We start from the raw sequence: 12,542 nt of genomic DNA, 5'->3' as shown, positions 1-12,542 counted from the left end.
AACAGGTTAAGGTGGTACATATTTAAAAAGCGAAAACAGAGGCCCAGGGCCCGCCCCTGTTTTAAGCCTATTTCTGAGAAATTACGTTTGAAACGCAAGGAAGGCAAAGAGGGTTAGGAGAGCCCGCGGCCAGGAAGCCTCCCGGAGGCCTGACCTGCCCAGGAGACCCAAACGTTTTCGCCCGCTTCCTGAAACTAGATTTTTGTCTATCTTGTAGCAGTGCTACTGTTGCCTTAGAAAGTACCATCCTGCTGTTTTACTCCCTGAAGAAGATCTGCTTATGCTTACCGGACGCGTGAATGCCCCTGAGATAAACACCCGCCATGGCTGGCTTAATACTGATAGAGCCTACACCCTCAAAGATTTCAGGGGCAAGATCGTGCTCCTGGACTTCTGGACCTTCGGCTGCATCAACTGCCAGCACATTCTCCCAGACCTCAAGCGCCTGGAGCGGGAGTACGCCCGTGAGTTGGTGGTGATTGGGGTGCACTCGGCCAAGTTTGACGCCGAGAAACGGCAGAACGCCATCCGGCAGGCCATCCTCAAATTTGGCATTGAGCACCCCGTGGTGAACGATGCTGATTTTGAGGTCTGGAAGCAGTATGCCGTGAGCGCCTGGCCCACCGTAGTGCTCATTGACCCCAACGGCAAAGTAGTGGGTCAGAAACCCGGCGAAGGCATCTACGACATCATCAAACCGCACCTGGACGACCTTATTGAAACCTTCGGGGAAGCGCTCAACCGCGAGCCGTTCCGGTTTAGGCCAGAACCTGCCGAGGCCTCGGTGCTCAGGTTTCCGTCCAAGCTCATCGCCGGGGAGCAGGGGCACCTTTACCTGTCCGACAGCGGCCACAACCGCATCTTAAAGCTGGACCAGACAGGCCAGATTCTGGAGGTGATGGGCAGCGGCGAACAGGGCTTTGCAGACGGGCCCGCAACCCAGGCTACGTTCAATGAACCGCACGGGCTGGCCCTGGCCGGGCACTTCCTGTACGTGGCAGACGCCAAGAACAACGCCATCCGGCAGGTGAACCTGCAAACCAGGAACGTAAGCACCGTGGCCGGCACCGGCGAGCTCAGCTATTACTTTTTCCATGAGCAGAGAGGCGTGCCCGTAAACCCCAACAGCCCCTGGGACCTGGCCCTGAAAGACGACCAGCTGTACATCGCCAGCGCGGGCAACCACCAGATCCTGCGCATGGACCTGGCTACCCAGCGCGTGTACCGCTTTGCGGGCACCGGGCGCGAGGCCCTCGCCGATGGTTCCCTGCAGGAGGCGGCCTTCAACCAACCCAGCGGCCTTGCGCTCCACCACCACACCCTGTACGTGGCAGACCCCGAGGCCAGCGCCATCAGGGCCGTGAACGTGAACCAGGGCTCGGTGACTACCCTCATCGGGCGGGGCCTGTTTGAGTTTGGTGATGAGGACGGCGACTTTTACGAGGCGTACCTGCAGCACTGCATGGGCATCACGGCCCACGCGGGCCAGCTGTACGTGGCAGACACCTACAACGGCAAGATAAAGGTGATGGACCTAGCTAAACAACGCATCAAGACGGTGGTGGCCGGCTTAGACGAGCCCAACGATGTGCTCTTCCACCAGGACCGTCTCTGGATCACCAACACCAACGCCCACCAACTCTGGAAGGTAAACCTGGAAACCGGCGAGCGAGAGATAGTGCAGGTCCGCTTTCCGGAAGCACTGGCAGCCTGGGAACAGGGCTAATAGAGGCCACCAGGCTTCCCTCACACCACCAGGCTGATGGTTGGCTGCGCTTTCGCGCGAAGGGCCTGCTGCAGGTGACGCTGCTGGTGCGCCAGCAAGAACTCCAGAGCCTCGCCGGTCCGCATCCTGAGCAGGCGGAAGAACTCCACCGGAATGTTTTTTTGGTTAAGGTCTGCCTTTGGCGCCAAGGCGAAGAGGGAGAGCAATCTATCTTGGTGCTGCAGGAACTCGTCTACCACGGCGGTGGTCAGGCGGCTGTTGTGCGGGTTCATGTGCCTGAGCGTCTTGTGCTTTCTGGGGCTGCTGGGGTCTACCACCGCCAGCGACTTCCGCCCGATCCAGGAATACCGCACGGGCAGGTTGCCGGGCGAAATAGGCGCAGCGGAAAGGGCTTTCTCCAGGTGGGGCAGGTAAAAGCGACAGTAGCGGTTCAGGTGTTCCAGGCACTCCAGCGCGCTCCAGCCAGTGGCGTGGGGCTTGGCGTTGAGGAGGGCGGCGTCCAGGGGCAGGAACTCCGCCCGAACCAGGGCTTGCTGGGTTTGGGCCTGCTGCTGTAATTGCGTAAGGAAAGTTGTTGCGTCCATGGGGCTTCTCTTTTTTTTACCAAAGGTAGCGGCCCGCCGGTGACCAGTCCTTGATCCAAATCAAGATTTACATGATGCGGCTCAGCGTTTCTGGGGTCATGCGCAGGTAAGAGGCAATGTACTTTCTGGGCACCAGTTGGAAAATGTGCGGGCTGCGCCGGAGCAGCCGCTCCAGCCGCTGGGCGGGGTCGGGCAGTTGCAGGTCTACCTCGCGCTCAATTTTCCCAACCAGGGCTTTCTCCAGCTCCATCCGCCAGAACTTCCCGAATATAGGCCGTTTTTCCTGAATCTGGTCAAAATCAGCCTTAGTGATGGCCACCAGTTCGCTCCGCCGCAGGGCCTGAATGCAGTATTGCGAGGGGGTTTGGGTAACCAATGACGGAAACGCGGTGATCAGGGTATTGGGGTACGCAAAGCCCACGCAGATTTCTTCGTGCGCCGTAGGCAGGTACAGGCGCAGGGCCCCGCTTTCCACAAAGTAGAGGTGCTGCTCCACCTGTCCTTCCCTGATCAGGAAATCGCCGCGGGGCACGGTCAGGCGCTTCTTCCAGAGGGGCAGGAACGCCTCCACGTCATCGGGGGTGAAGAGCGGAACTTGTTGCAGCAGGTCGGCCAGCATAGGGGTGAGATTTAGGGCAGTTTTCGGGAAAACGGGCATAAAGCAGGGCAAAAACAAATGTTTGCTTTTTTTGGCGTTTCCTGCCCCAGAAGATACCTAAAATCTGTTTCTTCTGCGTAATTTTATAGGATGGCTGCTCTTAAACAGGCAGATTTTCGTAAAAAAGAGAGCGTTAGACAACAGGGCTCCAGGCCCTGTACAGAAGAGGAGAAACAGGAATGTCAATATTATTCAATGATTTCGCAAGTTGGGAACAGCATTGCCAGACCACGGGAGAGCCCCTGTACCAGGCGGTGCTGGCGTACGAGATGGAGCAGAAGGGCCGCACCGAGGAAGAAATCTGGGCCGGCCTGCAGCGGGCCTATGACGTGATGCGCGATGCCGTGAAAGCCGGCCTCACCCAGGACATGACTTCCCGCTCGGGCATGGTGAACAACGGGGCCAAGAAAGTAGCCGCCGCCCCGGTCACCGTGCTGTCGGCCGAGTTCCAGCAGCTCATCAGCCGGGCCTTGGGTGCCAAGGAAGTAAACTCCTGCATGGGCAGGGTGGTGGCGGCTCCCACCGCCGGGGCCTCGGGAATCCTGCCGGGCATCTTAACCACGCTCCAGGACCTGCACGGGCTGGAGGACCGCAAAATTCTGGAGGGGCTGCTGGTAGCCGCCGGCATTGCCCTCATCATTGAAACCAATGCCTCCCTGGCGGGGGCGGTGGGCGGGTGCCAGGCCGAGACCGGCAGCGCAGCCGCCATGGGCGCCGGAGCCATTGTGTACTGCCTGGGCGGGAGCGTGGAGCAGACCTTTGCCGCCGTGGCCATCACCATCCAGTGCATGCTGGGCCTCATCTGTGATCCGGTGGCGGGGCTGGTGGAGGTGCCCTGCATTGTGCGCAACGCCAGCGCGGCCGCCATTGCGTTTTCCAGCGCCCAGATTGCCATTGCCGGCGTGAACCCCGTAATTCCGGTAGACCAGTGCGTGATGGCCTTGGGCGAAGTAGGACAGAGCATGGAAACCAAGTACAAGGAAACGGCCCTGGGAGGGCTGGCCAACACCCCCAAAGGCCGCGAGATAGAGAACCTGGTGCTGGTACAGGACGTGGAGATCCTGCCCGACGAGGAGCACGAGTAACCTGTAGCCCTCCGGCACGGGAGGTAAGTAGAGCGCCCGTTTTGCGCCCCTTTTTCCAGAAAGAGGCGCAAAACGGGCGCTTTTTACTTAGTCGGCGGTGACCAGGTTCAGGAACTGCTCGTTCTCGTTCCAACTGAAGCGCACCGGGCTGGTCTTCTCCAGTTGAATTACTTCCACTTTCTGGATGCGGGCCACATCGGCTAGAAAACGGGTGCGGTTCACGGGGCGCTTGTTGAGCAACACCCGCAGGTGGCGCTGGTCGGCGGGAACTTGAAAGTAATCCAGCACGTCATCCAGCTTCAGCAGGGTTTTGGGGCTTTTCAAGGCGATGACCAGGACGCCGTGGCGGGCTTTCGCGCCCAGCGGGGCCAGGATGGCCGAGTCTCTGTACGCCTGCACCACCTTAATCTCCTTGGGGTCTACCACCAGCGAGGCGTAGTCTGTTTCCTGGGCGCCCAGCAGCAGCAGCGGGCTGTTGTCTACGGTAACCAACCCGGTTCTGGTAATGGGCCGCTTCTGCTCCAGATGGGGCAGCAGGTACGTGGGTTGCGCCTGGCTCCAGGCCGCCGGGCCGCCGCACAGCCCTAAAACCAACAGGATCAGAAACGTTCTCATAGAAGCAAAGCTACCAATTTTCGCCTTGAAATGACAGGTTTTGGGGCCTGATCAATAGTCCGGGATGTCGCTCACCTTGTTGCGGGTAAGCAGCAGCCCCATCATCATGAGCAGGGCCGAGAGAATGACCACGAAGAAGAGCACGCTCTCATTCATGCCCTCAATGGAGTACTGCGGCGGAATGCTGTAAAAGAGCAGGATGGTGATAAGGCCGCGGGGCGCGATGAACAGCTCCGGAATAAGGGGCACCTTGGCAATGTATTGCAGGTAGCCAAACCGCACCAGCAGGATAATGCTGAAAATGGTGAAGCCCAGGACCCAGACATCCAGCTGGTAGAGCTCCTGCAGGTTAATGGAGTACCCAAACAGCAGGAAAAAGAACGTCCTGATCACAAAGGCGCTCTCGCCGTTAATCTGCTTCAGGATCACAATCTCAGACTTCAGCGACTCCAGGCTGATGTACCTGGCCAGGCGGTCCCGGATAAACAGGGCGGCGTTGTTCAGCATCAGGCCGAAGCACAGCACCATGAGCAAGGAGGAAAGGTGCAGCTTCTTGCCCACCGAGTACAGCAGGATCAGGATGGCGATGATCAGGAAAAACTTGATGTGCGTCTTGATCTTGTCCACAAAGAACAGCAGCAGCAGGCAGCACACAATGGAGATCAGGAAAATGCTGACCAGGTCTACCGCCAGGCTCACAAAAGACCCCACCCCAATGCTTTCATTCTGCACCGCAAAGTTGAACGCCACAATGCCAATAATGTCAGAGAACGTGGCCTCGTAGACAATGAACTCCCGCTTCTCTGGGGTAAGGTTGCTCACGCTGGGGATGGCGATGGCGCTGCTGATCACCGCCAGCGGAATGGCGTTGATAATGGCTACCTGAAAAGGCACCTGCAGCCAGAAATTGATGAACCAGGCAATGAGCGCCGCCGTGATCAGCAGTGTGGCGGTGGCGGTAAGCAGCGTCTTCCTGATGAGGGGCAGCTTTTCCCTCTTCAGCTCCAGGTCAAGGGCACCCTCCAGCACAATCAAGATCAGCCCGATGATGCCAAACAGCTCCAGCACGTTTCTGATGCCGGGTAAAACAATGTTGAAGTAGGTGGCGGCCAGCTTCAGGAGGATGCCCGTGGTGAGCAGTAAAATCACCGAGGGCACTTTGGAGCGCTTGGCCCCCAAGTCAAACACGTACGAAAGTACGATCAGGCTACTAAGGATAATGAGAAAGGTATAGGAATCTAAAATCATTGGCGATGGGGTGTGTGGCACAATCCGTACGAAAGCGCGGGCTGAAGCATCATTTTAGGGCCGTTCTGGCAAAATGAGCAGCTTTTCATAGGGGTAAAAGCAGATGAGTTGGTCTCTTTACCATCACTAAGATACGCAAGCAAACTTACCTTGCCGCATGATTTCGCAAAAGATGTGACCGGGAGCCCTCCTGGAAGGGCTTTTTGCCGGTCGCAAAACTTCTGTTTCAAGAGGGTCTGCGGGGGGTGAGCAAGGGCAAATCCAGCGCTTTTAGAAAGGCCGGAGGGTTGGCCAACAGCACCGCTAAACGCGGCCTGGAATCCTGCTCCGGAGGTTGAGAAGCCCGTCTTGCAGAAACCTCAGTAGGGCTGGGCGATGATTCCGGTGTATCTGTATTGATGAACTTCTTTTTCACCTATGCATAGTTCTGTTGATGATCTGCTTTAGAACCCTTGTGTTGTCTGTGGCCGCCTCTGCCCTGGTAGGGGTGACCAGTTGTTCGGTGCCCCAGTTGCGGGTAAGCGAAGCCATGACCCAGGAGGCCACCGTCCTGCCGGTGGTGGGCCGCCCGGCGTTCAGGCTGTCGCTGGGGCAGGAGAAGGGCTTTGGGTTTGGCGCGTACAAGCTGGAAGACCCTCAGCGGGGCTGGACCAGAAAAGCTACGTACGGCGAGGGCAGTCCCCTGCAGGTAGCCGAGGGGCTCCAGAAGTACAGTTTCGGGGTGCGGGACACGCTGCGGCAGCAAACCTGGTGGGTGCAGGCTGCCGCCCGGCTCAACGCCACCACGGTGCAGGCCGCCGGATGGTCGGTGGACCTTGACCGGCAGCGGGAGTTTCTGCAGGTGGCGTTCCGGTCGCCGGAGAGTGGGGAGTGGCGCATGGCCCTGGCCGATCCGGGCAATTACCTGGAGCGCAAAGACTTCGTGGGCAAGATCAGCAACGGAACCCAGGAAATAGAGGTGTTTCCGCTGTATAAGTGGGAAGGCAAGTCGCTGCCCTCGGGCACGGTCTTGGGCTACGAGTTTTCCCGTGGAGGGCACGTGCTGGCCACCGTGCAGACCGTGAACAGCGGCAAAGTCTGGATGAAGAACACCCTTTCACCTGATTTGCGCCAAGTACTGGCCAGTGCCTGCGGGGCCTTGCTGCTGTACAACCAACTAGGCCAGGACAACCAGTAACCACGCCCTTGGCTGCGCCATCCAACAAAATCGCCACGCACTCCTCTACCAGGAACCCGTGGCGATGTTGGTTTCTGATTCTAGTATGGCAGGTAAAGCAAGTAGGGTTCAACCCATTTTAGGGCCCATTTGGCCAAAACAAGCCTGAAACGGACTACTGCTTTTCTATCAGCTCGGGATGGTTGGTCATCACGCCATCGGCGCCCAGCTCAAACAACTGCTGAATGTTCTGTGGGTTGTCCTCGGTCCAGATGAAGGTTTTAAAGCCCTGGCCGTGCAGTTTCTTGATAAAGGCCTTGGACGCGAAATAGCGGTGGATGTTGATGGCGGTGGCCTCTGAGTAGCGGTCAAAGTTGCCGAACTTCAGCTCATGGTCAATGTAGATGGGCAGAAACGGGATCTTGCCCACTATGAGTTTGTGGGTGGGAATCACAAAGTCGGTTTGCCAGATACGCTCCAGAATAGGGTCATGGAAAGACTGCAGCACGCACCACTCCTGAGCCCGGTGCTCCCTGATGAGTTTTAGGGTGTTCTCTTCCAGGCCGGGGTAGTAGTCTTCCTCGCCTTTCTTCAGCTCAATCAGCAGCTTTTTCTTGCCTTTCACGGTGCGCAGGACCTGCGCCAGGGTGGGAATGCGGACATCGGTGAGGGAAGAGTCAAACTTGATGCCGGCCTCCAGTTGCTTGAGTTCTGCCAAAGTAAGATCGGCAACCCGGCCGCTCCCGTTGGTGGTGCGGTCTACGGTGGGGTCATGGATCACCACCACCTGGCCGTCTTTACTTTGGTGAACGTCTATCTCAATAAAGTCGGCGGAAGTCTCCAGCGCCTTTTTAATGGCGGGTAGCGTGTTCTCGGGGGCAGTGCCAGAGGCACCCCGGTGGGCAATCACGCTCACCTTGCGGGACTTTGTCCTTAAGACTAGCTTTTTGTCTGGGGTTTCGGGGCCGCCGCAGGCGGTCAGCAACAACAACAGCAACGGCAGGAAGAGGGGCCTCCATCCTGCAAAACTCCCATGGGTATCAGATCTTCCGCTCATAGACACGCTGACCTATCTGCCGGCTTCAGCGATGTAAGATACTACATTTTCTTTTTCGCCCAACCGGCGGGCAGTGCCGGGGTGGGCAAATCTGGGGTTCTTATTTGGGAGGCAGGATGTCTACCTGGCGGGTAATGCTTTCCTCCAGCGAAATAAAGGTCTCGGTGCGCTCCACGCCCTCAATGGCCTGTATTTTCTCGTTCAGGACCTCGCGGAGGTGCAGGGTGTCGCGGCAAATGATTTTGGCGAACATGCTCCACTGCCCGGTGGTGTAGTGCATCTCCACTATCTCGGGCACCTGGCGCATAGACGCCACCGCCGACTGGTACGCTGAGCCTTTCTCCAGGTAGATACCAATAAAGGCGCAGATGTCATAGCCTACTGCATTTGGATTGATGAAGAGGTGTGATCCTTTGATTACCCCTAAATCTTCCAATTTCTTCATGCGCACGTGTACGGTACCCCCAGAAACCTGTAACTCCTTCGCTATGTCTGTGTAGGCCCTGGTGGCATCTAACATGAGCATGGAAAGAATTCTTCTATCAAGATTATCAATTTCTGAAACTTGGGCCATTTTATAGGTCTGTGTTTAACAATTCAACAACGAACAATACCTCTTTTTATTGATGTGCTAAGATACAAAAAAAAGGTTTATGAAATTATTAATTTATAATACTAGTTGTTAAGTTTGTTTCAATGGAAAATCATTATTGTTGATACTTTGACAAAATTCTAGAAACAGGGCCGCTCCCCCTGGGCCGAGCCAAGGCTTTTAGGGCAAATTTAACCAAGTTGCAGGGACTTCGGCCGTAAAAATACTGAAAAGAAGGTTTGGGCCGTGACACGGGGCCTGCCGGGAGAAGGATAGACCTGAGCGGAAAGGGGGTGTTCTTGCTGCTTTCTCTCATGTAGCTTTGGTTAAACCGGCCAGAAAACGGGCAGTGCCGGGGCAGATCTGCCGTTTGCCGTCTGTGCGTTTACGAGGCGGCTTGCCTTTGAGTTCATTTAGGGGCCGAGGGGTGCCAGCCATTGCCCAGGGAACCACCTGGCCAGAAAGCGGGGCGTTTTACGCCTGTTTTTTGTAAAACTGGCCCCAAACACTTTTCATTTGACCGTAACCTGCCCGATATTGGGGCGCCAATCTGTAGGAGGCACAACGGTAACCAGAGGCTGGGCAGCGCCAGTTTGCCCGGCATCGCAAAACCAAACAGGCATGAGTACGCACAAGCACTTCATCATTGACTTTGACAGTACCTTCACCAAGGTGGAAGCCTTGGACGAACTTTGCACCATCTGCATCCCAGACCCGGCCCGCCGGCAGAAAGTGCTCGCTGAGATCCAGCGCATCACAGACCTGGGCATGGAGGGCGAGATTCCGTTGGTAGATTCCCTGGAGCAGCGCCTGGCCTTGCTGCAGGCCAACCGGGAGCACATTGACACGCTCATTGAGCACCTGCGGGGCCAGATCTCAGACTCGTTCAAGCAGAACCGGGCCTTCTTTGAGGCTTTTAAAGATGACATTTACATCATCTCCAATGGGTTCAGGGAGTTTATTGTGCCCATTGTGCGGGAACTGGGCGTAAAGCCCGAGAACGTGTTTGCTAACAGCTTTGTGTATGACGAGGCCGGCAACATTGTGGGGTTTGACCGCCAGAACGTGCTTACCCAGAACCAGGGCAAGGCCCAGCAGATAAAGGCCCTGCAACTGCCCGGCGAGGTCTACGTGATTGGCGACGGCTACACCGACTATGAAATCAAGGAAGCCGGCATCGCCGATAAGTTCTACGCCTTCACCGAGAACGTGAGCCGCGACAAAGTAGTGGGCAAAGCCGACCACGTTACCCCCAGCCTGGATGAGTTCCTGTACGTGAACCGGCTGCCCAGCGCGCTCTCCTATCCCAAGAACCGCATCAAGGTACTGGTGCTGGAGGGTATCCATGAGCGGGCGGTGAATATGTTCCGTCAGGAAGGATACCAGGTGGAAACGGTGGCCGGTGCTCTGGAGGAAGACGAACTCTGCGCCCGCCTGCACGATGTCTCCATCCTGTGCATCAGGTCCAAGACGCAGGTCACGGCCAAGGCCCTGGAGCACGCCCCGCGCCTGATGGCGGTGGGCGCCTTCTGCATTGGTACCAACCAGATTGACCTGAGAACCTGTACCGAGCGCGGCGTTATTGTGTTCAACGCGCCCTACAGCAACACCCGCAGCGTGGTAGAGATGGCCATTGGCGAAATTATCATGCTGTCACGGGGGCTGGTGGAGAAAAGCAACCGCATGCACGTGGGCGAGTGGGACAAATCGGCGAAGGGTTCCAATGAGATCCGGGGTAAGAAGCTGGGCATCATTGGGTATGGCAACATAGGCTCACAACTGTCTGTGCTGGCCGAGAGCCTGGGCATGGAGGTATACTTCTATGACGTGGTAGACAAGCTGGCCCTGGGCAACGCCAAGGTCTGCCATTCCCTGGCCGAACTGTTGGCCCTGGCCGACATCATTACGCTGCACGTAGACGGCCGCGCCGACAACAAGAACCTGATAGGGCCTAAGGAATTTGAGCTCATGAAACCCGGCGTCCTGTTCCTGAACCTGGCCCGCGGCCACGTGGTGGACATTGAGGCTCTGGCCCAAAACATCAAGAGCGGCAAGATCAGAGGCTGCGCCGTGGATGTGTTCCCGTATGAGCCCAAGAACAACCAGGAGAAGTTTGAGTCGGCGCTGCGCGGCTTGCCGAATACTTTGCTGAGCCCGCACGTGGGCGGCAGCACCGAGGAGGCCCAGGAGAACATTGCGCAGTACGTGCCGTCTAAGATGATTGACTACATCAACACCGGCGGTTCTTACAACAGCGTGAACTTTCCCAACCTGCAGTTGCCGGCCCTGCGCAATGCGCACCGCCTCATCCACATCCACCGCAACGTGCCGGGTATTCTGGCCAAGATCAACAACGTGCTGGCCGAGAACCAGATCAACATCCTGGGCCAGTACCTGAAAACCAACGAAACCATTGGCTACGTAATCACCGACGTGGACACCAAGTACGACCGTTCCGTGATCAAGCACCTGAAGCAGATACCGGACACCATCAAATCCCGCACGCTGTACTAGTATCATGTAGCACGTAGCAAGTATCATGACCGTGGTACTTTTAAACCTGTTTTAGGCCTGTTTCTATGAAAATGGGCTTAAAACAGGTTCTTTTATTCAATCATTCACCCAACCACTCAATTACTCCTTAAGATAATGGCTCCCGTATACTTCACTCCCGGTCCGGCGCAACTGTACCCCACGGTGGCAAAGCACCTGCAGACTGCCCTAGACAAACAGGTGTTTTCCCAATCGCACCGCAGCCAGGCCTTCAAAGATTTGTACCGCAGGGCAGACGAGGCGCTCAGGGCCTTGTTGCAGCTCCCTGCCGACTATGCCATTTACTTCACCGGCTCGGCCACCGAAATCTGGGAGCGCAGCCTCCAGAGCGTCACCGCTGCCAATACTTACCATCTGGTCAACGGCTCCTTCTCCAAAAAATACCTGGACCACGCCAAGTGGCTGGGCCGAAACGCCCAGGCGCTGCAGGTGCCGTTTGGGCAAGGGTTTTCCCTGGAGCAGGTTCAGGTGCCCGCCGGAACGGAGCTGTTGGCTGTTACCCAGAACGAGACCAGTTCTGGCGTCTGCATGCCCGTGGCCGACATCCACTCGCTGCGCGAGCGGTTTCCTGAGCCGCTGCTCTCGGTAGACATCGTGTCGGGGGCGCCGTATGCCGCGCTGGACTTCGGTAAGGTAGACATGGCCTTCTTCTCGGTGCAGAAGGGGTTCGGCTTGCCGGCTGGCCTGGGGGTATGGCTGGTAAACGAACGCAGCCGGGCCAAAGCGGCCACCCTGGAGGGCCGGCAGTACACCGGCGGGCACTACAGCCTCCAATCGCTGCATGATCAGTACCAGCAGTTTCAGACGCCCTGTACGCCCAACGTGCTGGATATCTACCTGCTTACCCACGTGGTGGAAGACATGCTGGCCAAGGGGGTGGCGCAAATCAGGAAAGAGACCGAAGCCAAGGCGCAGCAGGTGTATTCGTTCCTGGAAGAAAGCGCCCGGTTCTCGCCGTTTGTAGCGGAAAAAGCGCATCGCTCGCCCACCGTGCTGGTGGCCGACGTGCTGGAGAAACCCGCCGCCGAGGTGATCGCGCAGCTAAAGGCCCAGGGGCTGGTGGTGGGCGCTGGCTACGGCGCGCACAAAGAAAAGCAGATCAGGATTGCCAACTTTCCCGCGGTGTCAGAAGCTGATATGGGCGCCTTGGTGAGCCGCTTGCGTGCAATTTGACTTAGATAAAGTCTATTTGTTTGTAAATAGTTATAAATTTTATTTGAATTAGTAAATTACCTTTAGTAATATTGCTCGTATTAAATATCCTATAT

At 57.0% G+C, this 12,542-nt stretch carries 11 protein-coding genes; 5 read left to right on the top strand and 6 right to left on the bottom strand.

All coding sequences use genetic code 11. The features are described from left to right. Positions 1-280: 280 nt before the first annotated feature. Positions 281-1,726 (top strand): thioredoxin-like domain-containing protein, encoded by a 1,446-nt coding sequence (locus JT718_RS15135; RefSeq protein WP_205503549.1) that lies wholly within the window; start codon positions 281-283, stop codon positions 1,724-1,726. A 20-nt stretch (positions 1,727-1,746) separates the two neighbouring features. Here the strand turns inward: JT718_RS15135 and JT718_RS15130 are convergent, their stop codons facing one another. Together JT718_RS15130 and JT718_RS15125 are read right to left on the bottom strand one after the other, a co-directional pair. Beyond that, positions 1,747-2,310: a DinB family protein gene (locus tag JT718_RS15130; RefSeq protein ID WP_205503548.1), complete on the bottom strand. Its 564-nt coding sequence runs from the start codon at positions 2,308-2,310 to the stop codon at positions 1,747-1,749. 67 nt (positions 2,311-2,377) lie between these two features. Further along, positions 2,378-2,968, bottom strand: coding sequence for a Crp/Fnr family transcriptional regulator (locus tag JT718_RS15125; protein ID WP_205503547.1), 591 nt, complete (start codon positions 2,966-2,968; stop codon positions 2,378-2,380). Between the two features lie 179 nt (positions 2,969-3,147). On the opposite strand from JT718_RS15125, the gene sdaAA reads away from it, so the two are divergent. After that, positions 3,148-4,053: an L-serine ammonia-lyase, iron-sulfur-dependent, subunit alpha gene (gene sdaAA / locus JT718_RS15120; protein WP_205503546.1), complete on the top strand. Its 906-nt coding sequence runs from the start codon at positions 3,148-3,150 to the stop codon at positions 4,051-4,053. An 87-nt stretch (positions 4,054-4,140) separates the two neighbouring features. Here the strand turns inward: sdaAA and JT718_RS15115 are convergent, their stop codons facing one another. Then, a complete protein-coding gene (locus JT718_RS15115) occupies positions 4,141-4,668 on the bottom strand; it encodes a hypothetical protein (protein WP_205503545.1) in 528 nt (175 codons plus the stop codon). Positions 4,669-4,719: 51 nt separating this feature from the next. After that, entirely contained in the window at positions 4,720-5,916 is a 1,197-nt protein-coding gene (locus JT718_RS15110; RefSeq protein WP_205503544.1) for a cation:proton antiporter domain-containing protein, read from the bottom strand. Between the two features lie 433 nt (positions 5,917-6,349). Here JT718_RS15110 and JT718_RS15105 point away from each other — a divergent pair, with 433 nt between their 5' ends. Further along, positions 6,350-7,093, top strand: a complete 744-nt coding sequence (locus JT718_RS15105) for a hypothetical protein (RefSeq protein WP_205503543.1) — start codon at positions 6,350-6,352, stop codon at positions 7,091-7,093. Positions 7,094-7,247: 154 nt separating this feature from the next. Here JT718_RS15105 and JT718_RS15100 read toward each other — a convergent pair whose 3' ends face one another. Together JT718_RS15100 and JT718_RS15095 are read right to left on the bottom strand one after the other, a co-directional pair. Continuing rightward, positions 7,248-8,129, bottom strand: coding sequence for a glycerophosphodiester phosphodiesterase (locus JT718_RS15100; RefSeq protein WP_205503542.1), 882 nt, complete (start codon positions 8,127-8,129; stop codon positions 7,248-7,250). Positions 8,130-8,229: 100 nt separating this feature from the next. After that, positions 8,230-8,703, bottom strand: coding sequence for an Lrp/AsnC ligand binding domain-containing protein (locus tag JT718_RS15095; protein ID WP_205503541.1), 474 nt, complete (start codon positions 8,701-8,703; stop codon positions 8,230-8,232). Between the two features lie 639 nt (positions 8,704-9,342). Here JT718_RS15095 and serA point away from each other — a divergent pair. Together serA and JT718_RS15085 are read left to right on the top strand one after the other, a co-directional pair. Then, on the top strand, positions 9,343-11,235 hold the full coding sequence (serA, locus tag JT718_RS15090) for a phosphoglycerate dehydrogenase (protein ID WP_205503540.1): 1,893 nt from the start codon (positions 9,343-9,345) through the stop codon (positions 11,233-11,235). Positions 11,236-11,370: 135 nt separating this feature from the next. After that, positions 11,371-12,447, top strand: coding sequence for an aminotransferase class V-fold PLP-dependent enzyme (locus JT718_RS15085; RefSeq protein ID WP_205503539.1), 1,077 nt, complete (start codon positions 11,371-11,373; stop codon positions 12,445-12,447). The last annotated feature ends 95 nt before the right edge of the window (positions 12,448-12,542 follow it).

Origin of the sequence: Rufibacter psychrotolerans, from assembly GCF_016924645.1 — a bacterium.
Taxonomy (GTDB): domain Bacteria; phylum Bacteroidota; class Bacteroidia; order Cytophagales; family Hymenobacteraceae; genus Nibribacter; species Nibribacter psychrotolerans.
This window is presented reverse-complemented; position numbering and strand designations above follow the sequence as displayed.